Genomic DNA, 23,922 nt, shown 5'->3' on the forward strand with positions numbered 1-23,922 from the left:
CAGCGTCTTAGCCACTGCGAGCATCCGGGCGTACCAGATCGAACCGATGGCTGTCGCTAATGGCGTAGTAGGCCGTCGGTCCACCCGCACGCAGAATGGGCTGCGCTTTCGCAGTCTGGTAAATCCCCTCGTCCAGCAAACTCTCGGCGATATGGACGCCCACAACTTCGCCGAGCACCAGCCAGGTATCAATCGGCGTCCCCTCCGCGTCGGTAAGCTGGATGCACTGTGACAATCGACACTCGAAATTCACCGGGCTTTCCGCCACGCGCGGCGCGCTCACAAGCTGGCTGGCTACGGGCGTCAGGCCAGCAAAGGTAAATTCATCCTCGCCATGAGGGAGCGTGGCGGAGGTTTCATTCATCGCCTCTGCCAAATCGCGCGTTGCGAGGTTCCAGACAAACTCACCCGTTTCGGTAATATTCTGCACGCTATCCTTCCAGCCATTGCTGGAAAAACCGATGATCGGTGGGCGATAGTTAAAGCAGTTAAAGAAGCTGTACGGGGCCAGGTTCAGTTGACCGGCTTTGTCACAGGATGAGATCCAGCCAATCGGACGCGGACCGATAATGGCATTCAGCGGGTCGTGCGGCAGGCCGTGCCCCTGAGAAGGTTGGTAAAAGTACATATCGCTCTCTCTACGGTGGGGCTGCAACGCGCATTGCCCGAATTCAGTTTTCCCAGCGTAACGAAATTTCCGTTAAGCGTGAATCGGGATGCCGGATTTATTGCCAAAAATTCATATGGCGTATGATTGTGACCTTCATCACTTCAAACTTAGGGTTTCAGACAGTATCATCAGTTAAGTTAAACCCTCGCTGCCAGACGGCGAGGGTTTTCTTTTGGATTGGTTTCTGCGTTACGCGCAGCATTAACGACATGGAGTAAAAATGTCCAGACCTACGATTATCATCAATGAACTCGACGCAGAACGTATTGACCGCCTGTTGGAGAAACCCGAATTCGCCTCGCTGCCGGTAGCCGATGCGCTGAACGAAGAGCTAGACCGGGCGCAGATGTGTACGCCTGAGACCATGCCGCATGATGTGGTCACCATGAACAGCCAGGTGAAGTTCCGCAACCTGACCACCGGGGAGGAGCTCACCCGTACGCTGGTCTATCCGGCGCAGATGACCGACAGCAGCACGCAACTGTCAGTGCTGGCTCCTGTGGGTGCCGCACTGCTGGGGCTGCGCACGGGCGATACTATCCACTGGGAAATCCCGGGTGGCGCCTCAGCCCATCTTGAAGTGCTGGAGCTGCTCTACCAGCCCGAAGCCGCTGGCGATTACCTGCGTTAATCCCTTCTGAACAAGCGACCCCGCTTTGCACAGAGGATGCTCCTGCATCCTCTTTCCGCAAAATCACCCGATTGTGTTATACCAGACAAAAACCGCGTAACCCACGCTTACTCTGTTTTGCTGCCGTGGGGACGGTCATGGGTGAGATACTTGCTATCACACTGTTTTTTCTCATCACCCTGGCGATCCTCGTCGTGGCGGTACTGTACCTTGAGCGCCATCGGTGAGTGAGAGACCTCACACAACCCCGCCGGGGAAGGCATTGACCAATCCCTTCACTTTTTGTTGCGCTGCCTCCGGGGTGTCTGCGCCAGGCACCAGGATCACCTTGCGGCACTCCTCCTCCCGTTTTTCGAAAATCTTATAGGCGCGCTCCGCATCAGCCAGCGGAAGATAATGGGTCACAATATCTTCAGGAGTAAGCAGCCCCTTTTCGATAAGCGGCAGCAGCTCTCCCAGCCAGGCATGGACGTGCGTCTGGCCCATCTTAAAGCTCAGCCCCTTATCGAAGGCATCGCCAAACAGGAAGCCGTGAATAAAACCGGCATACACGCCCGGCACGCTGACCACGCCACCGCGTCGCACTGCCGCAATACACTGACGCAGCGCCTTTCCGCTGCTGCCCTCAATTTTCAGGTTACTGAGGATCGTTTCCGTCGTGCTGCCTTTGGCCTCAAACCCAACCGCATCAATAACCGCATCTACCCCGCGCTGCCCGGCCGTTTGCTCAATGATTTTCTCCGCCGCGTCGTTATCATCATCAAAGTTAATCGGGATCGCGCCGTAGCGCTCCTGGGCAAACCGCAGTCGATAGGGATGATGGTCAACCACAAAAATCTGCTCTGCGCCGAGAAGCCGCGCGCAGGCAATGGTCAGTAACCCCACCGGCCCGGCCCCGAATACGGCGACGCTGGAGCCTTTCTGAATCTGCGCATTTTTCGCCGCCTGCCAGGCGGTAGGCAGAATATCAGACAGGAAAAGCGCTTTGTCGTCAGACAGCAGCTGAGGCACTTTAAACGGTCCCACGTTGCCTTTCGGGACGCGCACATACTCCGCCTGTCCGCCCGGCACGCCGCCGTAAAGATGGCTGTAGCCAAACAGCGCGGCAGGGGCGGGAATTTGCTTTTTGTTCAGCGCCGCGCCCTGCCCGCGGTTCGTGTTTTCGCAGGCCGCGTACTGTTGCATCTGGCAAAAGAAGCAGTCACCGCAGGCAATCACAAACGGGATCACCACCCGGTCGCCCTTCTGCACGTTTTTCACCTCGCTCCCGCACTCCACCACTTCGCCCATAAATTCATGACCAAAGATATCGCCGTGCTGGACCTTAGGAATTTTTCCGCGATAAAGATGTAAATCAGAGCCACAAATCGCCGTGGCGGTTACGCGCAGGATGATATCGTCAGGCTGTTCGATGCCCGGGTCGGGCACATTATCGACCCGAACATGATGTGGACCGTGATAGGTGAGAGCTTTCATGCAACCTCCGAAAGGGTGTGGGTAAGCTTATAAAAGGGTAGCTACCTCTCGGGATCTGCCGCGGAATCCGGCTGTTTTGAGATTTATCCTGGCGAGATAAAAAAGTGCTGTCGGGATTACAGAAACCATTTATATTTTGTGGTTGAATGATTTCAGCGTTTATAAACAAGGAGAAACGGTTATGTATCAAACAATCATTATGCCGGTTGATGTTTTCGAAATGGAACTGAGTGATAAGGCTGTACGTCACGCGGAATTTCTCGCGCAGCAGGACGGAGTTATTCATCTTTTACACGTTTTGCCTGGCTCGGCCAGCCTGAGCCTGCACCGCTTTGCCGCCGACGTGCGTCGTTTTGAAGAGCATTTGCAGCACGAAGCCGAGACCCGCCTGCAAACCATGGTCGGCCATTTCAGCATCGATCCTTCCCGCATCAAAACCCACGTCCGGTTCGGTAGCGTGCGCGACGCCGTAAATGAGCTGGCGGGGGAGTTAAATGCAGACGTGGTCGTGATCGGTTCACGCAATCCTTCCATCACCACTCACCTGCTGGGGTCGAACGCATCCAGCGTGATCCGCCACACCCACATTCCGGTGATGGTCGTCAGATAAAAAAAGAGGCCACCGGTTGGTGGCCTCTTACATTGCAGATGTCGTCTTACTTTCTTTTATTATGCGGTTTTGGTGCGAATCAGATAATCAAATGAACTCAGCGACGCTTTCGCACCTTCGCCCGTGGCGATGATGATCTGCTTGTACGGTACGGTGGTACAGTCGCCCGCTGCAAATACGCCCTTCACGCTGGTTTCGCATTTCGCATCGATGATGATTTCACCCATGCGGTTGCGCTCAATCGCGCCTTCCAGCCAGGTGGTGTTTGGCAGCAGGCCAATCTGCACAAAGATCCCTGAAAGCTGAACGCTGTGGATATCGCCACTCACGCGGTCACGGTATTCAAGACCAGTCACTTTGCTGCCGTCGCCTTTCACTTCTGTCGTCTGGGCATTAAGCACAATGTCGACGTTATTCAGGCTACGCACTTTATCCTGCAACACCTGGTCCGCTTTCATCTCCGGGGCGAACTCCAGCAGGGTAACGTGTTCAACAATCCCCGCCAGATCGATAGCCGCTTCCACGCCGGAGTTACCGCCGCCGATCACCGCCACGCGTTTGCCTTTGAACAGCGGGCCGTCACAGTGCGGGCAATAGGTTACGCCTTTGGTGCGATACTGATCTTCACCCGGAACGTTCATGTTTCGCCATTTCGCACCGGTGGCAATGATCACACTGCGCGCCTTCAGCACCGCGCCGGACGCCGTTTCAATCTGGTGTAAGCCACCTTCCACCGCCGCAGGAACCAGTCTACTGGCGCTCTGGCTGTCAATAACATCCACGTCATAATCGCTGACGTGCGCTTTCAGCGCCCCGGCCAGCTTCTGGCCTTCGGTTTTCGGCACGGAAATGTAGTTTTCAATGTCAACGGTATCCAGAACCTGACCACCGAAACGCTCGCCCATCAGACCGGTACGGATCCCTTTACGTGCGGAGTAGACCGCCGCTGCCGCGCCCGCAGGGCCGGAGCCGACAATCAGCACATCGTACGCATCGCGTTGGTTCAACTCTTCCGCCGCACGTTTTTCTGCGCCGGTATCCACTTTGGCGACGATTTCGGTCAGCGTCATACGGCCCTGGCCAAACTCCTGGCCGTTCAGGTAAACCGCCGGAACGCCCATCACGTTGCGCTCGGTGATTTCGTTCTGGAACGTACCGCCGTCAATCGCCGTGTGCTTAATGCGTGGGTTGAGGACTGACATCAGGTTCAGCGCCTGCACCACGTCCGGGCAGTTGTGGCAGGAGAGTGAATAATAGGTTTCAAACTCAAAATCACCGTCGATATCGCGGATCTGCTCCAGCAGCGCCTGCGCTTCTTTTGACGGATGGCCACCGGTCCACAGCAGCGCCAGCACCAGGGAGGTAAATTCATGCCCCAGCGGAGAGCCCGCGAAGCGCGGCCCCTGGTCAGACCCCGGGTTAGCAATCAGGAAAGAAGGCTTACGGACTGCCAGCGTGTTGTCTTCTTTAAAGGTCACTTTCGGCGACAGCTCAGCAATCTCTGTCAACAGCGCTTTGATTTCTGCCGATTTCGCGCTGTCGTCCAGCGTGGCAATCAGCTCAACAGGTTTGGTCAGTTTCTCAAGGTAGGCCTTGAGCTGGGTTTTCATGTTAGCGTCGAGCATTATTCTTCCCTCTCTTAAAACGTCATCATGCAAGCCGCCTTATACGGGCTGCCTGAATGCAACTTGCATCATGGTGCTGGAATGAAATGGGCGCGGGCGCGCCCATGACTGAAACAATTTCCAAAGTATTTCGCGTCAGAGCAAGGCGGCTAGCCTGAGAATCCCCGGCAGCTTACTAAAGTAAGTGACCGGGGTGAGCAGGCGACGCCAACGCAGCTATGGCGTGAAAGACGACGGAAATTTAGATTTTGCCGACCAGGTCTAAAGATGGAGCCAGCGTCGCTTCGCCTTCTTTCCATTTCGCCGGGCACACTTCGCCTGGGTGAGAAGCAACGTACTGAGCCGCTTTCACTTTGCGCAGCAGGTCAGCTGCATCACGGCCGATACCTTCAGCGGTAACTTCGATAGCCTGGATAATGCCCTGCGGGTCAACAACGAAGGTCGCACGGTCAGCCAGGCCTTCATCTTCACGCATGTTGTCGAAGTTACGGGTCAGGGCGCCAGTCGGGTCGCCGATCATCGCGTATTTGATTTTCGCGATAGTTTCAGAGCTGCTGTGCCACGCTTTGTGGGTGAAGTGGGTATCGGTAGAAACAGAGTAAACATCTACGCCCAGCTTTTGCAGTTCTTCATAGTGGTCTGCCACGTCGCCCAGTTCGGTCGGGCAAACGAAGGTGAAATCAGCCGGATAGAAGAAGAACACGCTCCAGCGGCCTTCGGTATCTTTCTCGGTAACTTCAATGAACTCACCGTTTTTGAACGCCTGGTTTTTGAAAGGTTTAATTTTAGTGTTAATCAAAGACATCTGTACTTCCTCCGTGTTTTCGTTGAGAAGTAAGGTAACCAACTTTGTTCATCGGGGCTAATGCGTATGCTTTATCAAATCAATCAGCCAAACCTTACAACTTCAACAAGACAGCAAGGTGAACCTTTTACAGGGAAGTCTAAAAGTAAAAAGGCCGCCTCAACGGGCGGCCCTGATACCTGAATTCCCCGCGGGTACATTCAGTGCCAGCCGAAACTGGCGTTGCGTTGCGCTCTACTTACCTTGTATCAAGGCTGTAACAGCGCATTGATTACAACACCAGTGAAGATGAAGGGCAATGCGCCCTGACGGCATTCCTGCCTATGGTTGTGATAGGTTTTATCGAATAATGTAAGAATATTATTGCGAATAAATCAACCTGATTTATATATCTCTTATGAAATATAAATGTCAATTGTATATTTCCCTTTATGACGCACTGCTAAAGATAAAATTATCTTAACTTCCTTTGAAGAACTATTTCATTAATCCGACGCCGTGATATATTAAGATGACTTAAAAAACTAATTAAGTCAGTTAGTCACACGGATTGTAAATGACTGGCTTCAATCTATAGTTATCAGTGATACGATAACTTCAGCAAACACGGCATCATCAGGATGAATCATGGCAAATCTCTACGACCTTAAAAAATTTGACCTTAATCTTTTAGTCATATTTGAATGCATTTATCAGCATCTTAGCATCAGTAAAGCGGCTGAGACGCTATATATCACGCCATCCGCCGTAAGTCAGTCGCTGCAACGCCTGCGCGGGCAGCTTAACGATCCCTTGTTCATTCGTTCCGGTAAAGGCATTACACCTACCACCGTGAGCGTCAATCTTCATCATCATCTGGAACAGAATCTCAACCATCTGGAACAGACCATTAACATGATGCATTCAAGTGGGCTTAAGAAAAGTTTTGTGATCTACTGCCCACAATTTATGACGCCCAAAATAATGCTTGGCCCCATGAAACTGTTGATGGACAAGTACAATTATCATATTGAACTGCATGATGTTTTTCTCGCGCCGGATTCAGCTGAAGATCTGTTAGCCTACCGCAAGGCCGATCTTGTTTTCGCCTTCTCGCCGTTGAATAGTCGTTCTACCGCGTGCAGCCTGTTTTATGAGATGCAGCTTATGCTGGTTTGCCACACGGACCATCCGCGTATTGGGCTGAACGCGACGCCTGACGAACTCCTGCGCGAAAATTTCACCGCCTTTTTAAGCGATGAGACAAGCGTCAAAAATTATCAAGAAAATGCGGAGATACTGCTTCCCGAAAGAAATATTGTCTTTCGCAGTGACTCTTATATTTCATTGCTGTCGATGATAAGCTCCAGCGATATTATTGGCCTGGTGCCCGTTCCGGCATTTGAACAATACGGCGCTGCATTAAATTTGCGCAAAATTGAGACTAACCTTACATTCCCGGCCATCAAAATATACATGATCTATAACCGCTCGGCGCTGAGCAGCCCGTCATTTTCAAATTTTATTGATGAAATTGTCCCCCCCCGCAGCTAAAGATGACTGGCTGCTTGAAGAGTAGCCAGAAATTCTTCCGATAACATTCATTAAAATTATATTTAAAAAATCATACAATTTACCTCCCTGAATTTATCTCCGCTGTTGTATCCTTTCTGGTATTGACGCCACCGTCAGGCAATTATTACTCAGGAAGAGAATGATCATGTCGATCTATAAAATACCGTTGCCCCAAAATGTCCTCAACGCAACCGAGGAGCGAATAGCGTGGACGCTTGAGAATATACCCCGGGTTTGCGTTTCCTTTTCAGGCGGTAAAGATTCTACCGTCATGCTGCATCTTACGGCGCTGCGAGCGCGGCAGATGAAAAGAAAAATTGACGTGCTGTTTATAGACTGGGAAGCGCAATTCACCTATACCATCGCCCATATCGCGCATATGCGTTCACTCTACAGCGATGTGATAGACCGATTCTGGTGGGTGGCCCTCCCCCTTACCACTCAAAATTCGCTGTCACAGTTTCAACCAGAGTGGCAATGCTGGGAGCCCGACACGCCGTGGGTGCGACAGCCCCCCATGGATGCCATTACCGACCCTGCCTTTTTCCCGTTTTACCAGCCAGGAATGACCTTCGAAACCTTCGTTCGCAGCTTCTCCGACTGGTTTTCCCTCAATCGACCGGCGGCCATGATGATAGGCATTCGTGCCGATGAATCCTACAACCGCTTCCTGGCTATCGCGTCTGCACGTAAGCAGCGCTTCTCTGACGATAAGCCCTGGACGACCGTCGCACCGGGCGGACACACCTGGTATATCTACCCTCTCTACGACTGGAAAACTGCCGATATCTGGACATGGTTCGCGAAAACAAAATGCTGCTATAACCCGCTATACGATCTGATGTACAAGGCGGGGGTACCGCCGCGTTATATGCGCATCTGTGAACCCTTCGGGCCGGAGCAGCGCCAGGGACTGTGGCTCTATCATGTTATTGAGCCTGAACGCTGGGCGGCCATGTGTGAACGTGCCAGCGGCGTGCGCAGTGGGGGGATTTATGCCGGACACGATAACCATTTTTATGGCCACAGGAAGATCCTGAAACCCGAACACCTCAGCTGGCGCGAATACGCGATGCTATTGCTCGACAGCATGCCGCAAAATACAGCAGAACATTACCGAAATAAAATCGCGATTTATCTTCACTGGTATCACAAGCGAGGCATGGACGATATTCCCGATACGCAGGAGGGTGACATTGGCGCAAAAGATATCCCCTCCTGGCGACGTATTTGTAAGGTTTTACTCAACAATGACTATTGGTGTCGGGCACTCTCGTTTAGCCCAAATAAGCCTAAACACTATCAACGCTACAACGAAAGGGTGAAAGCGAAACGTAAGGAATGGGGAATTTTATGCAACAACGGATAATCAAAGAAATGGAAGCTTATCTTCAGGCACTTTCTGAAGACGAGCAAATTAACGCCATAAATGCTTTTCGTCTGGCATTACATTACATCAGCCCTTTCCGCGATCAGCCAGTAGACTGCGTATTATGGGTAAAGCAGGACGAGATCACGGCCAATGATTACAATCCTAATAACGTTGCGCCACCGGAAAAACGGTTGCTTACCACGTCACTGGAACTGGATGGATTCACGCAGCCTATCGTTGTGACGGAAAACGCGCCGCAGCACTACGAAATTGTGGATGGTTTTCACCGACACGATATTGGCAGCCATCGGGCTGTTCTGAAGCGCCAGCTTAAAGGTTATCTTCCCATCACCTGCCTGCGCACTGAGCGTCAGGCAAAGTTCGACCGCATGGCCGCGACCATTCGCCATAACCGCGCGCGTGGCCGCCACCAGATCAACGCCATGGCGGAGATTGTGCGTGAACTGGCGCTGATGGGCTGGAGCGAGGAGAAAATCGGCAAAGAGTTAGGTATGGACAGTGATGAAGTCCTGCGGCTGAAGCAGATCAACGGCCTGCTGGAGCTCTTCGCAGACCGTCGTTTCTCAGAAGCCTGGACGGTAAAATAGTCAGAGTTTATTTAAGCGCTCTGCCGCTGCCAGCAGCGTCGATTCCTGCTTCGCAAAACACAGTCGGATCAGCTTATGCGGGAAGGGATCGGCGCAGAATACTGACAGCGGAATCGCCGCAACGCCCACCTCTTTCGTCAGCCACTGGCAGAAACTCACATCGTCCAGATCGGTAATCGCGCTGTAGTCGGCCAGCAGGAAATAGGTTCCTTCAGACGGCAAAATTTCCAGCCGGCTTTTGCTCAGCGCCGCCACAAACAGATCCCGACGTTCACGATAGAAGTGCGGCAGCTCGCGGTAATGCCCGGGTTCCGCGCGCAGCATATCCGCCAGCGCCAGCTGAGCGGGTGTGTTCACCGCAAACGTCAGATACTGGTGCACTTTACGCAGTTCAGCACTGATGGCGGCGGGCGCCACGCAGTACCCTACCTTCCAGCCGGTCATATGGTAGGTTTTCCCAAATGATGATACCGCAATTGCGCGCTCGCGAAGCTGCGGATGCGCCAGCACGCTGGCATGCCCCTCTTTTGTGAAGCAGATGTGCTCATACACCTCATCGCTCAGAACATAGATTTCACGGTCGGCGATGGCCTGCCACAGAGCGGTAAAATCGCTCTTCTGCCACACCGTTGCCGATGGGTTGTGCGGCGTATTCAGGATCACCAGCCGGGTTTTATCGCTCAGCAACGCGGAAAACGCCTGCCAGTTCGGTCGAAAATGCGGCGGCTGGAGCGCCACGCGTTTCACCACGCCGCCGGCCAGCACAATCGCCGGGGCGTAGCTATCGTAGCTGGGTTCAAAACAAATAACTTCATCGCCCGTACGCACCAGGGCGGTGATCGCCGCATACAGCGCTTCGGTCGCCCCTGCCGTCACCGTAATGTCGCTGTTCGCATCGGGCTTATGGCCGTACAACTCCGCCGTTTTATCCGCAATGGCTTCACGCAACGCCTGCACGCCGGTCATCGGCGCATACTGGTTGGCTCCCTGTGCCACGTGGTATGCCAGACGCTCCTGCAAATAGCGCGGGCCGTCAAAATCCGGAAATCCTTGGGAGAGATTAATGGCGTTGTGCTGCTGCGCCAGAGCGCTCATCTGGGTAAAAATCGTCGTGCCAAGATTTGGAAGTTTACTCTGCGGGATCAACGGGTTATTGCTCATTGTAGTGTGCCTGCCTGGAATACTTATGTTGCTGACACTATAACACGATGTTAGTCTTTGGCAATCAAGACGCTTAGACGTCTAAACGATATGATTATTCCTGTTCGAGAGGGTAAAAGGTAATGACAGACAACCTGCAACTCGCGCACCTGGTCGAGGCCTGCCGCTGGATTGGCGCTAAAGGCTGGGCGCCCGCTACCGGCGGCAATATGTCCGTGCGTCAGGATGAACACCTGTGCTGGCTCAGCGAATCGGGAAAAGATAAAGGCAGCCTGACTGCCGCCGATTTTTTACAGGTTGAAATCGCCACCAGCCGCGCGCCATCCGGGCGTAAACCGTCGGCAGAGACCGGGCTGCATACCCTCATCTATCGCCTGTTTCCCGAGGCTAACGCCGTCCTGCATGTTCACACCGTCAATGCCACGGTGCTGTCGCGTCTGGTCAACGAAGCCGAGCTGAAGATCACCGGTTTCGAGATGCAAAAATCCCTTACCGGGCAGACCACGCACCGGGATACGGTGGCCATCCCGGTGTTTGATAACGACCAGGACATTGACGCCCTCGCCTCGCGCATCGCCCATTACGCGCAGGAACGCCCGCTTAATTATGGTTTTCTTCTGCGCGGTCATGGCTTAACCTGCTGGGGACGCGACGTGGCCGAAGCCCGCCGTCATCTGGAAGGTTTAGAATTCTTATTTGAATGCGAAATGCGTTTACGACAACTGGAGAGAGTATGATTCGCGCGATTGTGACGGATATTGAAGGGACCACCAGCGATATCCGTTTTGTCCATGACGTTTTGTTCCCCTACGCGCGTGAGCGGCTGGCGGCCTTCGTGACCGCGCAGCAGTACGCCGAGCCGGTCAAATCCATTCTGGACAACCTGCGTGATGAAATCGGTAACCCGCACGCCAGCGTCAGCGAGCTTATCGGCACCCTGTTTGCCTTTATGGATGAGGACCGCAAATCCACGGCGCTCAAAGCCCTTCAGGGAATTATCTGGCATGACGGCTACGTGAACGGTGACTTTACCGGACACCTTTATCCTGACGTACTGCCCGCGCTGGAAAAGTGGAAGGCGCAAGGGATTGATCTCTATGTTTATTCCTCTGGCTCCGTCGCCGCGCAGAAACTGTTATTTGGCTACAGCGACGAAGGTGATATTACTCATCTGTTCAGCGGCTATTTTGATACCCACATTGGCGCCAAGCGCGAGGTGCAGTCTTATCAAAATATTGCGGCGCAAACGGGCATCGCCCCATCGCAAATCCTGTTTCTGTCGGATATTCATCAGGAGCTGGACGCGGCTGAGCAGGCGGGTTTTCGCACCCTGCAACTGATTCGCGGTGAAGATGACGGCGCAAGCCATCATCATCAGATCCACCAGTTTGACGAGATTAATCCGGAGCAGATCCCTTCATGAGCGCATTGACACTTTATTCCGACAAAGACGCCAGTAAGCCTCTGTGGCACAGCACCGACGCCGCCGAGATTGCCCGGCAGCTCAACGCGAAAGGCGTGCGGTTTGAACGCTGGGCTGCGGATCGCGATTTAGGTCAGGATCCTGCCCCTGAGGCGGTGATCGAAGCTTATCAGCATGCGATAGACAAGCTGGTGGCAGAGAAAGGTTACCAGAGCTGGGATGTGATCAGCCTGCGCGCCGACAATCCGCAGAAAGAGGCGCTGCGCGCGAAGTTCCTGAACGAACATACTCACGGCGAAGACGAAGTGCGCTTTTTCGTGGAAGGCGCGGGATTGTTCTGCCTGCACATTGGCGATGAGGTCTATCAGGTACTGTGCGAGAAAAACGATCTGATCTCCGTACCCGCCGGTACACCGCACTGGTTTGATATGGGCTCAGAGCCGAACTTTACGGCGATCCGTATTTTCGATAACCCGGAAGGCTGGGTGGCGCAGTTTACGGGCGATGCGATTGCGGATGCGTATCCACGCCTGGCATGAGCTTTTCTCCCTCTCCCTGTGGGCTCAGGGATCCTCACAAAATAATGTCTGCACGGAACAGTCCCCTCGCCCCTTTGGGGAGAGGGTTAGGGTGAGGGGAACATACGGCTGCGGTGGTCATTCCGTTCACTTTATGTTCCCTGCTACTCTGTAACGACATGACCGGTGAACGTGCCAGGGTGGCTCAGTCGCCACCACCCTGGCGACCCGGGCTCCCGGCGGTAAATCGCCGCTTCGCGGTGCCCTCGGCTTATTCCTTCCGGCTTATCGGGGACGGGCGGAGGTAACATCCCTGTAAAGCCCGCCCTCTCGGCGCATCCCTGCGCCTCGCCCCGGCCGGAAGGCAAACGCCTCAGCGATTTACAGCCGGACCGAGGCATCGCTGAAAGCCCTCAGTTATTCTGAGGCAACGTTATCGCTTTTGCTTTCAAATTACTGGGGATCCCTCAGCCCTTCGGGAGAGGGCTGGGGTGAGGGCACCCGCGCGCACTACACGTTCAGCCCTTTCACATACCCCACCAGCTGATCCAGCACAATCCCCCACCCTTCGTGGAAGCCCATCTGCTCATGCTGCTCGCGGATTTCCTTCGTCGGGTGACGCGCAATCGCCGTGTAGCGGGTTTTGCCCTCCCCAACGTCTTCCAACAGCAGGATCGCCGTCATAAACGGCTTCTCGGCAGGCTTCCAGCCCTCGGTATAACCGTCGGTAAAGACCAGCTTGTTCCCCGGGTCTATTTCAAGAAATACGCCCCGGTTATCCATCCGCTGCCCGTCCACCTCAAACACGGTGTTGAACCTCCCGCCCACGCGCAGGTCGAGGTCGCATTCGGTCACCTTATGGGGAGCTGGAATGAAGAAGTTTTTGATGTGCTCAGGCGTGGTCCAGCAGAGCCACAGCAGGTCGCGCGGTGCATCCACCACGCGCTCCAGCTTTAAGTCAGTTTCGGGATCGAGCGTCACGATGATGTCCTCTAAAGGGAACCCCTTACAAGGATAGCCGGACTCAGGCAAATTTCCCTGCCGCCACCTCTTTCGGCGTGACCACGCCCGTATCCAGCACCCAGCCGCTAATCAGCGAGGCGGGGGTGACGTCAAACGCCGGGTTGTAGACTTGCGCGTTTTCCGGCGCCCACTGCACCGCGCCAAAGCTCCCCGCCACGCCCGTCACTTCACTGGCCGTGCGCTGCTCAATCGGGATTGCGTCACCGTTCGGGCAGTCCGGGTCGAGGGTCGTTTGCGGGGCGGCGACGTAGAACGGAATGCCGTGAAACTTCGCCAGCACCGCCAGGGAATAGGTGCCGATCTTGTTCGCCACGTCACCGTTGGCGGCGATACGATCTGCGCCCACCCACACGGCGTCCACCTGCCCTTTCGCCATCAGGCTGGCGGCCATGGAGTCGGTAATCAGCCGATACGGTACGCCCAGCTCGCCGAGTTCCCACGCGGTCAGCCTGCCGCCCTGCAACAGCGGACGGGTTTCATCCACCCAGACGTTGCTTACCTTGCCTTCCTGATGCGCGCGAGCAATCACCCCCAGCGCAGTACCGACGCCCGCCGTCGCCAGCCCGCCGGTGTTGCAGTGGGTCAGCAAACGGCTGCCGGGCTTCACCAGCGCGCTGCCCGCACTGGCAATGGCGTCACAGAGTCGTTTGTCTTCGTCAATCAGGCGCAGCGCCTCGGCCACCAGCGCAGAAACGAAATCTTCCTGCCAGAGCGCCAGCTTCATGCGGTCGAGGTTGTTCATCAGGTTCACCGCCGTCGGGCGGGATGCGCGCAGGGTTTCCAGCGCCACGGCCAGCTCATCGCGGCTTTTGCCGCTTTCCGCCAGCAGTGCAAGCAGCAGGCTTGCAGAGAGACCAATCAGCGGCGCGCCGCGCACCCGCAGGGAATGAATATGCCCGACCAGCGCCTCGACCGTCGAGGCCTCCAGCCAGCGTTTCTCCTGCGGAAGCGCCTGCTGGTCGAGAATAAAGAGCTGATTATCCGCCACCCGCAGGCTGGTCGTCTGTAATGTCTGCATGTCGTTAATTCCCTGTTGCGTTGTTGTAGCACATTGTGTCAGGATGAAATCCAGATGTATAGACGTCTACATGTCTTAATTAGCAAAACTGAGGAGCAGGCCATGTCGCAATACCGTACCTTTACCGCTCAGGACGCCGTGGAGTATGCCAGGCAGTTTGGCGGACTCGACGATCCTTCCTCGCTGGTAGAGGCGCAGGAAGTGGGCGACGGCAACCTCAACCTGGTCTTCAAAATTTTCGATGCCCAGGGCGCAAGCCGCGTCATCGTCAAGCAGGCGCTGCCCTACGTGCGCTGCGTCGGCGAGTCCTGGCCGCTGACGCTGGACCGCGCCCGTCTGGAGGCACAAACCCTGGTCGAACATTACCAGCACAGCCCGCAGCACACCGTGAAAATCCACCACTTTGACCCGGAACTGGCGGTGATGGTGATGGAAGATCTCTCCAGCCATCGCATCTGGCGCGGCGAGCTGATCAACAACCGTTACTACCCGCAGGCGGCGCGTCAGCTGGGTGAATACCTCGCGCACACCCTGTTCCACACCAGCGATTTCTACCTGCACCCGCACGCGAAAAAAGCGCAGGTGGCGAAATTTATCAACCCGGAGATGTGCGAGATCACCGAAGATCTGTTCTTCAACGATCCGTACCAGATCCACGAGCGCAACAGCTACCCGGCCGAGCTGGAAAATGACGTCGCCGCCCTGCGCGACGACGCTCAGCTAAAAATTGCCGTGGCCACCCTGAAGCACCGCTTCTTTTCACACGCTGAAGCCCTGCTGCACGGGGATATCCACAGCGGCTCCATTTTTGTGGCGGAAGGCAGCCTGAAGGCCATCGACGCCGAGTTTGGCTACTTCGGCCCGATTGGCTTTGACCTGGGCACCGCCATCGGCAACCTGCTGCTCAATTTCTGCGGCCTGCCGGGGCATCTGGGCATTCGCGATGCCGCCGCCGCGCGCGAACAGCGCCTGACCGATATTCAGGAACTGTGGAATACCTTCGCGGAGCGCTTCCAGGCGCTGGCGAACGAAAAAACGCGCGACGCTGCGCTCGGCGCACCGGGATACGCCTCCGCGTTCCTGAAAAAGGTCTGGCATGACGCCATTGGTTTCTGCGGCACCGAACTGATTCGCCGCAGCGTCGGGCTTTCCCACGTTGCGGATATCGACACCATTCGGGATGATGCCATGCGTCACGAGTGCCTGCGCCACGCGATTACGCTCGGTAAAGCGCTGATCGTCATTGCCGAGCGCATCGACAGCGCGGAAGAGCTGGTGGCGCGGGTGCGGCAGTACAGCTGATTTTCCCCTCTCCCCTTTGGGGAGAGGGTTAGGGTGAGGGGCGTCAAACCGCACTCACCCCAAATACTCAATCACCGACAGCCCACCGTTATAATCGGTGCTGTAGATCATCCCCTGCGCATCCACAAACACATCGCACGACTGGATCACCTGCGGGCGATTCGGCCGTGTATCCATCATCCTCTCCGGCGCGGCGGGCACCAGCGCACCGGTCTCCACCGGGCGATACGGGTTGGAAATGTCGTACGCGCGCACACCCGCGTTCTGGTAGGTGGCAAAAATCAGCGTTGAGCTGACAAAGCTCCCCGGCCGGTTCTCGTGCAGGTTGTGCGGCCCGAAGTGCGCCCCTTTCGCCACGTAGTCGGTTTCATCCGGCTGCGGGAAGGTAGAGATACTCACCGGGTTCGACGGCTCGCGGATATCAAACAGCCAGATCAGCTTCTCCCCATCCTCCTGGTTATCCAGTACCGCCTCGTCCAGCACCACCAGAAGCGAGCGGTCCGGCAGCGGCAGCGCGGTATGCGTCCCGCCGCCAAACGGCGGGCTCCAGTTGCGATGGCTAATCAGCGTCGGCTGAGTGCGGTCTTTCACGTCCAGCAGCGTCAGGCCACCGTCGCGCCAGCTCCCATAGGCGGTATCACCGGCGATAATCGCGTGGTGCAGCGCATAGCGTTTGCCCTGCGGCCACGTGGGCTTTTCCCCTGCGGCCTGGTTCATCCCCGGCAGCCACCATCGCCCTGCCACCTCAGGCTTGCGCGGATCCGTCAGGTCGATGGTCAGGAAGATGTAGTCGGTAAAGCCGTCGATCAGCGCCGACACGTACGCCCAGCGCCCGCCAACGTACCAGATGCGGTGAATGCCGATGCCGTTCAGCGACAGAAAGCCGATTTCCCGCGGCCTGTCCGGGGTAGAGATATCAAACACCCGTAGCCCGGCGCTCCAGCCTTTGTCCCGCACGTCGCTGACGGTCTCCCCCACCTGACGGGTGTAGTAGACCTTCTCGTCGGCAAAGCGGGCATCGGCAAACAGATCCCGGGCGTTGATCGCCAGCAGCAGATCGTCATGCACTTGTAGGTGCACGTTCCAGGTGCCGGGCGGCGCGGGAACATAACCTGCCGCCTTCGGATTTTTTGGGTCGCGCACGTCAACAATCGAAAAGCCCTGCGACACCATATGGCCGATATACGCAAAGCCACGATGCACCATCAGCTGCACGCCGTCCGGGCGACCGCCCTGGTCGCTATGGCCAATCAGCCGCATGTTGCGGCTGTATTCGGGAGGGGGTAAATGAGTCACCTTGAGCTCCTTTTGGTTTTCCCCCTCTCCCTTTGGGAGAGGGCCGGGGTGAGGGCATCAGGCCGCACCTGACGCCACCCAGCCTGGTTTTATTTATTTTTTGCTTCCAGCGTCGCAAACCACGGCGCGATAAAATCTTCCGTCTGGCCCCAGCCCGGAATGATTTTCCCCAGCGACGCCACGTTCACCGCACCCGGCTGGGCGGTCAGCAGCGCCTGCGGGATAGCAGCCGCTTTGAAGTCATACGTTGCTGGCGTGGCTTCCCCGGCAATCTTATTAGCGATCAGACGCACGTTGGTCGCACCAATCAGCTTCGGATCTACCGCCACGCTCACCGCCCACGGGCTCCCCGGCTCGCGCATCAGCTGTAAGTCCTGGTTGGAAATGTCGATGCTGTAGAGCTTGATCTCGGTGCGGCCGTTCTCTTTCAGCGCCTTATAGGCCCCCTGGCTGAAGGCGTCCCAGGTGCCCCAGATAGCGTCGATTTTGCCTTTCGGGTATTTCGCCAGGATCGCCCCCACCTTGTTGGCGGTGTCGCCCTGCACGTCAGAAGAGACCGCGCCGATGGACTCCAGCTCTTTGATCTCCGGATACTGTTTTTGCAGTTGCTTGTACGCCGCCTGACGCCGCTCCATCGGCGGGAAACCCGCCACCCACAGCTTGACGATATTGGCCTTGCCGTTGAAATCTTTCGCCAGTTGACCAAAAGAGAGGTTGGTCAGGGAGGCATCGTCCTGCTGCGTGACGGTCACGCCGGGGATCTCGCCATTAACGGCGGTATCAAAGACGGCGACTTTAATCCCGGCATCCACTGCTTTCTTCACCAGCGCGGTGGAGTACGGATCGCGCCCCTGAGACAGGATAATCCCGTCGTACTTCTGACTGATGGCCTGGTTCACGAAGTCCTGGAATCTGGCATCGTCCCCGTTGCTTAAAAAGGTGCTGACCTTAAAGCCAAGCTTCTTCCCTTCCTGAATCGCCCCCGCCACAAACTGCGTGGTGTTGTCGTCGGAGCCAAGATTACGAATCACGGCAATGCGGATCGGGCCCTCGTGGTTCGCAATGGCAGCCGGAACCGGTGCGGGGGTAACCGCGAAGCCTGGCAGCGCAGTGAACAAACTCAGCGCCACCAATGAGCGTGCTATCTTTTTCATTTTTTTATCCCGTTGTGTTGTCAGCGTTTTTGTATGTAGGTCATCGCCAGCGCCACCGCGAGCACCAGCCCTTTTATAATGTCCATGGCGTAATACGGCACGGAGAGCATCACCAGCCCGTTCGACAGCACGCCGAGGATCACCGCCCCAACCAGCGTCCCCAGCGCGTTCGGCTTGCCGGAGCCGGCCAGCGAAAAGCCAATCCACGCCGCCGCCACCGCGTCCATCAGATAACCGCCGCCCGCGTTCACCTGCGACGAACCGATGCGCGAAGCCAGCAAAATGCCGCCCAGCCCCGCCAGCAGCGAGGCAATCACGTAGGCCGCCACCTTGTAGCGCGTGGTGCGAATGCCCGAGAGGCGCGCCGCTTCCGGGTTGCCGCCAATGGCGTACATCCGGCGTCCGTGAGTAGTCAGCGACAGCCCCAGCTGCGCCAGAAGGGTCACCGCCAGCATGATGATGACGATGGTCGGCACCTGTCCCAGCAGGCTAAACGCCGCCGGAATGGTCCCTTCCGCCATGTCGCCGCTCGGCAGCACCATGTTTTCGGTGATCGACCCGCCGTAGCTATAGGTCATCGCCACGCCCTGGATGACAAACAGGCTGGCGAGCGTCGCAAGCATGTCCGGAATACGCAGGATGACGATCAAAAAGGCGTTGAACAGCCCCACTAGCGTGCAGAGTGCGAGGGTAATCAGAATTGACTCGGTGGTGCCAAAGCCATGCCAGACGAAAAGCGAAATCACCAGCGCGTTTGCCAGCGAAGCTGTCGAACCCACGGAGAGATCGAACCCGCCGACGGTCAGCGAAATCGACACGCCAACGGCAATCACCGTCACGATAGCGATCGAGCGCAAAATGTTGATGATGTTGTTCGGATCGAGAAAGCTGTCCGAGGCCAGGCCAAACACCGCCACCAGCGCGACAACGGTCAGCAACATACCCCACCTGTAGAGGAAATCGAAAATCTGCTGGCGGCCAGACGCCGCCGCGTTCACTGAAAGGGCCTTGCTCACGACGCCGTTCCTCCGGTTGAATAATAAAGTAGTGTCTCTTCCCGGGCCTCGGCCCCGGCGATTTCCGCCACGATACGTCCGTCCCACAGCACGCAGATGCGGTCGCACAGCCCGACCAGCTCGGCAAACTCACCTGAGGCATAAATCACCCCCTTGCCCTCGCGCGCCAGGCCGTCGATCAGCTGAAACAGGTCGGTTTTGGCCTTCACGTCCACGCCCTTAGTCGGCTCGTCGAAAATCAGCACGCTGGCGTCATTGCGCAGCCATTTACCGATGGCGACCTTCTGCTGGTTGCCGCCGGACAGACGTCGCAGTACCTGCCCCGGCCCCCTCGCGCGCACGCCGACGCGGGCAATCACCTCTTCTGCCCAGCGCCACGCCTGACGATGACCAAACAGGCTCCAGCGTGAAAAGCTGTTATCGGCGCACACGGCAAGGTTCATGCTCACCGGCTCGTCGATAAAAATGCCCTCTTTGCGCCGCTCCTCCGGCACCAGCGCCAGACCGCGCAGCACCGAGTCTGCCGGATCGCGCGGTTTCCAGGGCTGATGGTTCAGCTCGCCGTTCGCGACGCGGCTTTTGCTGGCGCCAAACAGCGCCTTGCAGAGTTCCGTTTTCCCCGCCCCCGCCAGCCCGGCAATGCCAAGAATTTCACCTTTGCGCAGGTGCAGGGAGATATCTTTCAGCAGCGCGTCGTCGTGCAGGCCTTCCACCCGCAGCAGCGTCTCTTCAAGGTGCGGCGGTCGCGGGGGCGGATAGATATCGCTCAGCTCGTGGCCGAGCATCTTCTCGACGATCTCCTCTCCGCTCAGATCCGCCATCGGGCCGGACTCAATCAGCCTGCCGTCGCGCAGCACCGTCAGGGTGTCGCAGATGGCCTTCAGCTCATGAATACGGTGAGAGATAAACACCACGCCAATGCCCTGCTCTTTTAGACGTCTCACCACCGCAAACAGACGCTCACTCTCGTGCGCGTCCAGCGGCGCGGTGGGTTCATCAAGAATGAGAAAACGGCAGTGGTGCGACAGCGCCCGCGCCAGCAAAATCTGCTGTTTTTCGGCCAGCGTGCAGCTGTCAATGGAACGGCGAACGTCCAGCGAAACATCCAGCTGCGCCAGCGCCTGCCGCGCCTGCTGACGAACCGTGCGCCAGCTGTAGCGGTGCCCCGGATGCGCTAGCTGGTCGAGCATGATGTTTTCGGCAATGCTTAACCCGGGGATGAGCGCCACATCCACCTCCTGCTGCACAAGGTGGATACCCAGCCGTTTGGCGTCCAGCGGCTCGCGGATACTTACCGGCTGGTTGTTAATGCAGATTTCGCCTTCATAACGATCGTGCGTCCCGCACAGCACCGCCATCAGCGTTGATTTCCCCGCGCCGTTGGCGCCGGTCAGCGCATGCACCGACCCGCCGTTCAGAGTGAAATCCACGCGCGACAGGGCCTGAAAGCCGGAAAAGGCCAGGCTGATACCGCGCATCTCAAGGCGACTGGAAACCATCCGCGTAAATCCTTCATTATTCTTCTGAATTAGCGAATTTTTCACAGCTCCGGTTGACTGACAACGACGGAAAAGGCATAAGATAAAGCGAAATATTATTAGCCATCCGGATGTCCAGACATAACATCGGGTTAGCGCTTGCTAAAAAAGGACAACGTCATGAGCAACACCGATATCCGCGTCGTGCCCGGCCCGGCGAACTATTTCTCTCATCCGGGAAGCCTTGCGCGCCTGGATGATTTCTTTACGCCGGTACAGCTTTCACACGCGGTGTGGATCTACGGCGAGCGGGCAATCGAGGGCGCACGCCCTTATCTGCCGGAGAGCTTTAACGCGCCGGGGGCAAAACATCTGCTGTTTACGGGTCATTGCAGCGAGCGTGACGTCACTCATCTGGTGAACGAGTCGGGCAGTGAAGCGAGCGTGGTGATTGGCGTCGGCGGCGGCGCGGTGATGGATACGGTCAAGGCCGTGGCGCGTCGTCTGGGTGTGCCGTTCGTGGGCATTCCTACCATCGCCGCGACCTGCGCTGCGTGGACTCCCCTCTCCGTGTGGTACAACGATGCCGGTCAGGCGCTACAGTTTGAGATTTTTGACGACGCCAATTTTCTGGTGCTGGTAGAGCCGCAGATCATTCTCAATGCCCCGGCAGACTATTTGCTGGCGGGCATCGGCGATACGCTGGCGAAGTGGTATGAAGCGGTGGTGCTCGCCCCTCAGCCTGAGGGCCTGCCGCTGACCGTGCGTCTCGGCCTGAACGGTGCGCTGGCGATCCGCGACGTGCTGCTGGAACGCAGCGAAGAGGCGCTTGCGGATCGGCAGCGCGGCGAACAAACGCAGGCGTTCCGGGACGTGGTGGATGCGATTATTGCCGGTGGCGGTATGGTTGGCGGTCTGGGTGAACGTTATACCCGCGTGGCGGCGGCGCATGCTGTACATAACGGGTTAACCGTGCTGCCGCAGACGGAAAAATACCTGCACGGCACCAAGGTGGCCTACGGCATTCTGGTGCAGAGCGCCCTGCTCGGTCAGGACGACGTGCTGGCGCAGCTGGTGGCGGCGTACCAGCGCTTTAACCTGCCGACCACGCTTCACAAGCTGGGCGTGGATATTAATAACCGCGACGCGCTGGATAAGATTATTGCCCACACCCTGCGCCCGGTGGAGTCGATTCACTATCTGCCGGTGACGTTAACGCCTGAGGTGCTGCGCGCCGCGTTCGAGAAGGTGGAATCCTTCAGCCGTTAATCGCGCCGACGGGCTATACCTAATGATGATTCTCTCCACTCATGCAATGAGGTCATCATGCAGATCGATTTAACAGGTAAAAAGGCGCTGGTTACCGGCGCCAGTCGTGGGCTGGGTCGGGCGATTGCGCTGTCGCTGGCGCGCGCCGGTGCCGATGTGGTTATCACCTATGAAAAATCCGTCGATAAAGCCCAGCAGGTCGTCGATGAGATCAGCGCGCTGGGGCGACACGGCGAGGCGATTCAGGCCGACAGCGCCAGCGCACAGGCGATTCAGGATGCGGTCACCCAGGCGGCGCGCTCCCTCGGCGGGCTGGATATTCTGGTCAATAACGCCGGGATTGCGCGCGGCGGCCCGCTGGAGTCCATGACCCTGGCGGACATCGACGCTCTGATCAACGTCAACATCCGCGGCGTGGTGATCGCCATTCAGGAAGCGCTGGTGCACATGTCTGACGGCGGACGCATCATCAACATCGGTAGCTGTCTGGCGAACCGCGTGGCACAGACGGGGATCGCCGTCTACTCGATGACCAAGTCTGCCCTTAACTCCCTCACCCGAGGTCTGGCCCGCGATTTAGGCCCGCGCGGCATTACCGTCAACCTGGTCCACCCCGGCCCGACCAACAGCGATATGAACCCGGAAGACGGCGAGCAGGCTGACTCTCAGCGTCAGCTTATTGCCCTGGGTCATTACGGCCAGCCGGAGGATATCGCAGCGGCGGTCACCTTCCTCGCCAGCCCGGCTGCGGGGCAAATTTCCGGCACCGGTCTGGACGTCGACGGCGGTCTGAACGCCTGATCGCAAATTTACTGTATGCCTCTGTCGCCCGGCAGAGGCCTGTTCGAGCCGCCTCGACGATTCACATTTTGCCGCTTTTTCCCGTTTTTTCTCCGCTCTACAGTACCCCATAAGAAATTCGGAATTTATCTAATAGTCTTATTATTTCCTTATATTTCGTGTGGGCGTACAGTGGAGGTACGGATGAAGATTGTCTGGTCCAATGGTGCAAAGAAGGCATTTTCCAGAATTGACGAGCGGTATCAGCGCCGCATTGAGGTCAAGCTCTCCGAGCTGGATGACCGCTCAGCTCCCCGGCCTGATATCAAAAAAATATCGACGACAGAAGATCATTTCCGGCTACGCGTTGGCGATTACCGCATCGTCTATACGCTTCGGGACGATCCCGATGACCATTGTTATATTTTGGCCGTCAAGCGTAGAACATCAACAACTTACCTGCACGAGGAGAAAGCCACCTATGGCTGTTCAGCTAATTAAGGACGATAACGGTAAAACGCAGTACGTGGTTATTCCATATCACGAATACTTTCGTATGTGCTTACAGATGGCAGAAATTGACGACGAAACCGACGACGACCTGGAGGATATTGAAGTCGAACACGATAGTCTGGATGACGTGGAATTGCCCGGCGAGGTTTGCAGCATCATGACCTGGCAGAACGTCAGCCTACAGGCCGCCTGGCGCATTTTACGCGGCATGTCACAGCAGGAGGTCGCGGAGAAACTCGGCATCAGCCAGTCCGCCGTGTCACAGCTGGAAGCGCTCGACTCCCGACCGCAAAAACGCACCCGCGAAAAGCTGGCGGCCATTTACGGCTGCAAGCAGGAGCAGATCAGCCTCTATTTACCGAAAGAGGGTTAACAGCACTTCGCGCCGCCCTTGCCGCCGTAGCGCGCCTCCTGGCGTTCGCGGAAAAATTCTTCGTAAGTCATCGGCGTCTGGTCCGGATGGTTGACGCGCATATGCTCGACGTAGTTGTCGTAATCCGGCACGCCAATCATCATTTTAGCGGCCTGGCCCAGGTATTTACCTGCTTTGGAAAGGGTGTCGAACATAATCATTTTCTCGTTTGTTTTCCCCCCACCCTGACCCTCTCCCCGTTGGGGTG

At 56.7% G+C, this 23,922-nt stretch carries 26 protein-coding genes; 14 read left to right on the top strand and 12 right to left on the bottom strand.

The window, feature by feature from the left end; all coding sequences use genetic code 11:
* Positions 1 to 7: 7 nt before the first annotated feature.
* Entirely contained in the window at positions 8 to 628 is a 621-nt protein-coding gene (locus G6Q29_RS05655) for a flavin reductase family protein (protein WP_165464848.1), read from the bottom strand.
* 262 nt (positions 629 to 890) lie between these two features.
* On the opposite strand from G6Q29_RS05655, the gene rnk reads away from it, so the two are divergent.
* Both rnk and yldA read left to right on the top strand, forming a co-directional pair.
* Positions 891 to 1,301, top strand: coding sequence for a nucleoside diphosphate kinase regulator (gene rnk / locus G6Q29_RS05660; protein ID WP_165464849.1), 411 nt, complete (start codon positions 891 to 893; stop codon positions 1,299 to 1,301).
* Positions 1,302 to 1,438: 137 nt separating this feature from the next.
* A complete protein-coding gene (yldA, locus tag G6Q29_RS21815; RefSeq protein WP_278186962.1) occupies positions 1,439 to 1,528 on the top strand; it encodes a small membrane protein YldA in 90 nt (29 codons plus the stop codon).
* Positions 1,529 to 1,538: 10 nt separating this feature from the next.
* On the opposite strand, the gene G6Q29_RS05665 is transcribed toward yldA, so the two are convergent.
* A complete protein-coding gene (locus G6Q29_RS05665; RefSeq protein WP_015571156.1) occupies positions 1,539 to 2,777 on the bottom strand; it encodes a zinc-dependent alcohol dehydrogenase in 1,239 nt (412 codons plus the stop codon).
* A 181-nt stretch (positions 2,778 to 2,958) separates the two neighbouring features.
* Here G6Q29_RS05665 and uspG point away from each other — a divergent pair, with 181 nt between their 5' ends.
* A complete protein-coding gene (gene uspG, locus G6Q29_RS05670; protein ID WP_006809652.1) occupies positions 2,959 to 3,387 on the top strand; it encodes a universal stress protein UspG in 429 nt (142 codons plus the stop codon).
* Between the two features lie 59 nt (positions 3,388 to 3,446).
* On the opposite strand, the gene ahpF is transcribed toward uspG, so the two are convergent.
* Together ahpF and ahpC are read right to left on the bottom strand one after the other, a co-directional pair.
* Positions 3,447 to 5,012, bottom strand: coding sequence for an alkyl hydroperoxide reductase subunit F (gene ahpF / locus G6Q29_RS05675; protein ID WP_165464850.1), 1,566 nt, complete (start codon positions 5,010 to 5,012; stop codon positions 3,447 to 3,449).
* A 241-nt stretch (positions 5,013 to 5,253) separates the two neighbouring features.
* Positions 5,254 to 5,817 carry an alkyl hydroperoxide reductase subunit C gene (ahpC, locus tag G6Q29_RS05680; protein ID WP_165464851.1) on the bottom strand — a complete coding sequence of 188 codons (564 nt, stop codon included), beginning with the start codon at positions 5,815 to 5,817 and terminating at the stop codon, positions 5,254 to 5,256.
* Positions 5,818 to 6,444: 627 nt separating this feature from the next.
* Here ahpC and citR point away from each other — a divergent pair.
* From citR to G6Q29_RS05695, 3 genes are all read left to right on the top strand, one after another.
* A complete protein-coding gene (gene citR, locus G6Q29_RS05685; protein ID WP_165464852.1) occupies positions 6,445 to 7,350 on the top strand; it encodes a DNA-binding transcriptional repressor CitR in 906 nt (301 codons plus the stop codon).
* Between the two features lie 166 nt (positions 7,351 to 7,516).
* A complete protein-coding gene (locus G6Q29_RS05690) occupies positions 7,517 to 8,740 on the top strand; it encodes a phosphoadenosine phosphosulfate reductase (protein ID WP_165464853.1) in 1,224 nt (407 codons plus the stop codon).
* Complete coding sequence (locus G6Q29_RS05695) at positions 8,725 to 9,351, top strand: ParB N-terminal domain-containing protein (RefSeq protein ID WP_165464854.1); 627 nt, start codon at positions 8,725 to 8,727, stop codon at positions 9,349 to 9,351. The genes G6Q29_RS05690 and G6Q29_RS05695 overlap by 16 nt, the downstream gene beginning before the upstream one ends.
* Here G6Q29_RS05695 and G6Q29_RS05700 read toward each other — a convergent pair whose 3' ends face one another.
* The gene (locus G6Q29_RS05700; RefSeq protein ID WP_165464855.1) at positions 9,352 to 10,512 is read right to left on the bottom strand and encodes a pyridoxal phosphate-dependent aminotransferase; all 1,161 of its coding nucleotides are present in this window, start codon (positions 10,510 to 10,512) and stop codon (positions 9,352 to 9,354) included.
* A gap of 122 nt (positions 10,513 to 10,634) precedes the next feature.
* On the opposite strand from G6Q29_RS05700, the gene G6Q29_RS05705 reads away from it, so the two are divergent.
* From G6Q29_RS05705 to G6Q29_RS05715, 3 genes are read left to right on the top strand one after another with little or no spacing between them, the layout of a single operon-like run.
* Positions 10,635 to 11,249: a methylthioribulose 1-phosphate dehydratase gene (locus tag G6Q29_RS05705; RefSeq protein WP_165464856.1), complete on the top strand. Its 615-nt coding sequence runs from the start codon at positions 10,635 to 10,637 to the stop codon at positions 11,247 to 11,249.
* Positions 11,246 to 11,935, top strand: a complete 690-nt coding sequence (mtnC, locus tag G6Q29_RS05710) for an acireductone synthase (RefSeq protein ID WP_165464857.1) — start codon at positions 11,246 to 11,248, stop codon at positions 11,933 to 11,935. Before G6Q29_RS05705 ends, mtnC begins: the two co-directional genes overlap by 4 nt.
* Positions 11,932 to 12,474, top strand: coding sequence for a 1,2-dihydroxy-3-keto-5-methylthiopentene dioxygenase (locus tag G6Q29_RS05715; protein ID WP_165464858.1), 543 nt, complete (start codon positions 11,932 to 11,934; stop codon positions 12,472 to 12,474). Before mtnC ends, G6Q29_RS05715 begins: the two co-directional genes overlap by 4 nt.
* Positions 12,475 to 12,963: 489 nt before the next feature.
* Here G6Q29_RS05715 and G6Q29_RS05720 read toward each other — a convergent pair whose 3' ends face one another.
* Both G6Q29_RS05720 and mtnA read right to left on the bottom strand, forming a co-directional pair.
* Positions 12,964 to 13,434 (bottom strand): SRPBCC family protein, encoded by a 471-nt coding sequence (locus G6Q29_RS05720; RefSeq protein ID WP_165464859.1) that lies wholly within the window; start codon positions 13,432 to 13,434, stop codon positions 12,964 to 12,966.
* Positions 13,435 to 13,477: 43 nt separating this feature from the next.
* On the bottom strand, positions 13,478 to 14,494 hold the full coding sequence (mtnA, locus tag G6Q29_RS05725) for an S-methyl-5-thioribose-1-phosphate isomerase (RefSeq protein WP_165464860.1): 1,017 nt from the start codon (positions 14,492 to 14,494) through the stop codon (positions 13,478 to 13,480).
* A gap of 102 nt (positions 14,495 to 14,596) precedes the next feature.
* On the opposite strand from mtnA, the gene mtnK reads away from it, so the two are divergent.
* Positions 14,597 to 15,796 carry an S-methyl-5-thioribose kinase gene (mtnK, locus tag G6Q29_RS05730; RefSeq protein WP_165464861.1) on the top strand — a complete coding sequence of 400 codons (1,200 nt, stop codon included), beginning with the start codon at positions 14,597 to 14,599 and terminating at the stop codon, positions 15,794 to 15,796.
* A gap of 54 nt (positions 15,797 to 15,850) precedes the next feature.
* Here the strand turns inward: mtnK and G6Q29_RS05735 are convergent, their stop codons facing one another.
* The 4 genes from G6Q29_RS05735 to G6Q29_RS05750 all read right to left on the bottom strand — a co-directional run bounded on the left by G6Q29_RS05735 (position 15,851) and on the right by G6Q29_RS05750 (position 20,761).
* On the bottom strand, positions 15,851 to 17,092 hold the full coding sequence (locus G6Q29_RS05735) for an LVIVD repeat-containing protein (RefSeq protein WP_207309776.1): 1,242 nt from the start codon (positions 17,090 to 17,092) through the stop codon (positions 15,851 to 15,853).
* An 89-nt stretch (positions 17,093 to 17,181) separates the two neighbouring features.
* Positions 17,182 to 18,246: a sugar ABC transporter substrate-binding protein gene (locus tag G6Q29_RS05740; RefSeq protein ID WP_165464862.1), complete on the bottom strand. Its 1,065-nt coding sequence runs from the start codon at positions 18,244 to 18,246 to the stop codon at positions 17,182 to 17,184.
* Between the two features lie 20 nt (positions 18,247 to 18,266).
* Complete coding sequence (locus G6Q29_RS05745; protein ID WP_165464863.1) at positions 18,267 to 19,262, bottom strand: ABC transporter permease; 996 nt, start codon at positions 19,260 to 19,262, stop codon at positions 18,267 to 18,269.
* Entirely contained in the window at positions 19,259 to 20,761 is a 1,503-nt protein-coding gene (locus G6Q29_RS05750; protein WP_165464864.1) for a sugar ABC transporter ATP-binding protein, read from the bottom strand. The genes G6Q29_RS05745 and G6Q29_RS05750 overlap by 4 nt, the downstream gene beginning before the upstream one ends.
* A 159-nt stretch (positions 20,762 to 20,920) precedes the next feature.
* Here G6Q29_RS05750 and G6Q29_RS05755 point away from each other — a divergent pair, with 159 nt between their 5' ends.
* From G6Q29_RS05755 to G6Q29_RS05770, 4 genes are all read left to right on the top strand, one after another.
* The gene (locus G6Q29_RS05755) at positions 20,921 to 22,009 is read left to right on the top strand and encodes an oxidoreductase (protein ID WP_165464865.1); all 1,089 of its coding nucleotides are present in this window, start codon (positions 20,921 to 20,923) and stop codon (positions 22,007 to 22,009) included.
* A 57-nt stretch (positions 22,010 to 22,066) separates the two neighbouring features.
* Complete coding sequence (locus G6Q29_RS05760) at positions 22,067 to 22,810, top strand: SDR family NAD(P)-dependent oxidoreductase (RefSeq protein WP_165464866.1); 744 nt, start codon at positions 22,067 to 22,069, stop codon at positions 22,808 to 22,810.
* A 183-nt stretch (positions 22,811 to 22,993) separates the two neighbouring features.
* The gene (locus tag G6Q29_RS05765; protein ID WP_165464867.1) at positions 22,994 to 23,290 is read left to right on the top strand and encodes a type II toxin-antitoxin system RelE family toxin; all 297 of its coding nucleotides are present in this window, start codon (positions 22,994 to 22,996) and stop codon (positions 23,288 to 23,290) included.
* Positions 23,271 to 23,675, top strand: coding sequence for a helix-turn-helix domain-containing protein (locus tag G6Q29_RS05770; RefSeq protein ID WP_165464868.1), 405 nt, complete (start codon positions 23,271 to 23,273; stop codon positions 23,673 to 23,675). The genes G6Q29_RS05765 and G6Q29_RS05770 overlap by 20 nt, the downstream gene beginning before the upstream one ends.
* On the opposite strand, the gene G6Q29_RS05775 is transcribed toward G6Q29_RS05770, so the two are convergent.
* Complete coding sequence (locus G6Q29_RS05775; RefSeq protein ID WP_165464869.1) at positions 23,672 to 23,869, bottom strand: YbdD/YjiX family protein; 198 nt, start codon at positions 23,867 to 23,869, stop codon at positions 23,672 to 23,674. The genes G6Q29_RS05770 and G6Q29_RS05775 overlap by 4 nt on opposite strands.
* Between the last annotated feature and the right edge of the window lie 53 nt (positions 23,870 to 23,922).

The sequence above is a fragment of the Enterobacter cloacae genome (assembly GCF_011078175.1).
In the GTDB taxonomy this organism is placed as follows: Bacteria; Pseudomonadota; Gammaproteobacteria; order Enterobacterales; family Enterobacteriaceae; genus Enterobacter; species Enterobacter cloacae_Q.

Coding starts and splice junctions, on each gene's coding strand:
- mtnK (WP_165464861.1), top strand. CDS start 14,597: ATGTCGCAATACCGTACCTTTACCGCTCAGGACGCCGTGGAGTATGCC.
- G6Q29_RS05665 (WP_015571156.1), bottom strand. CDS start 2,777: ATGAAAGCTCTCACCTATCACGGTCCACATCATGTTCGGGTCGATAAT.
- G6Q29_RS05760 (WP_165464866.1), top strand. CDS start 22,067: ATGCAGATCGATTTAACAGGTAAAAAGGCGCTGGTTACCGGCGCCAGT.
- G6Q29_RS05750 (WP_165464864.1), bottom strand. CDS start 20,761: ATGGTTTCCAGTCGCCTTGAGATGCGCGGTATCAGCCTGGCCTTTTCC.
- rnk (WP_165464849.1), top strand. CDS start 891: ATGTCCAGACCTACGATTATCATCAATGAACTCGACGCAGAACGTATT.
- mtnC (WP_165464857.1), top strand. CDS start 11,246: ATGATTCGCGCGATTGTGACGGATATTGAAGGGACCACCAGCGATATC.
- G6Q29_RS05715 (WP_165464858.1), top strand. CDS start 11,932: ATGAGCGCATTGACACTTTATTCCGACAAAGACGCCAGTAAGCCTCTG.
- ahpC (WP_165464851.1), bottom strand. CDS start 5,817: ATGTCTTTGATTAACACTAAAATTAAACCTTTCAAAAACCAGGCGTTC.
- yldA (WP_278186962.1), top strand. CDS start 1,439: ATGGGTGAGATACTTGCTATCACACTGTTTTTTCTCATCACCCTGGCG.
- ahpF (WP_165464850.1), bottom strand. CDS start 5,012: ATGCTCGACGCTAACATGAAAACCCAGCTCAAGGCCTACCTTGAGAAA.
- G6Q29_RS05690 (WP_165464853.1), top strand. CDS start 7,517: ATGTCGATCTATAAAATACCGTTGCCCCAAAATGTCCTCAACGCAACC.
- uspG (WP_006809652.1), top strand. CDS start 2,959: ATGTATCAAACAATCATTATGCCGGTTGATGTTTTCGAAATGGAACTG.
- G6Q29_RS05755 (WP_165464865.1), top strand. CDS start 20,921: ATGAGCAACACCGATATCCGCGTCGTGCCCGGCCCGGCGAACTATTTC.
- mtnA (WP_165464860.1), bottom strand. CDS start 14,494: ATGCAGACATTACAGACGACCAGCCTGCGGGTGGCGGATAATCAGCTC.
- G6Q29_RS05765 (WP_165464867.1), top strand. CDS start 22,994: ATGAAGATTGTCTGGTCCAATGGTGCAAAGAAGGCATTTTCCAGAATT.
- G6Q29_RS05695 (WP_165464854.1), top strand. CDS start 8,725: ATGCAACAACGGATAATCAAAGAAATGGAAGCTTATCTTCAGGCACTT.
- G6Q29_RS05655 (WP_165464848.1), bottom strand. CDS start 628: ATGTACTTTTACCAACCTTCTCAGGGGCACGGCCTGCCGCACGACCCG.
- G6Q29_RS05770 (WP_165464868.1), top strand. CDS start 23,271: ATGGCTGTTCAGCTAATTAAGGACGATAACGGTAAAACGCAGTACGTG.
- G6Q29_RS05740 (WP_165464862.1), bottom strand. CDS start 18,246: ATGAAAAAGATAGCACGCTCATTGGTGGCGCTGAGTTTGTTCACTGCG.
- citR (WP_165464852.1), top strand. CDS start 6,445: ATGGCAAATCTCTACGACCTTAAAAAATTTGACCTTAATCTTTTAGTC.
- G6Q29_RS05775 (WP_165464869.1), bottom strand. CDS start 23,869: ATGTTCGACACCCTTTCCAAAGCAGGTAAATACCTGGGCCAGGCCGCT.
- G6Q29_RS05700 (WP_165464855.1), bottom strand. CDS start 10,512: ATGAGCAATAACCCGTTGATCCCGCAGAGTAAACTTCCAAATCTTGGC.
- G6Q29_RS05705 (WP_165464856.1), top strand. CDS start 10,635: ATGACAGACAACCTGCAACTCGCGCACCTGGTCGAGGCCTGCCGCTGG.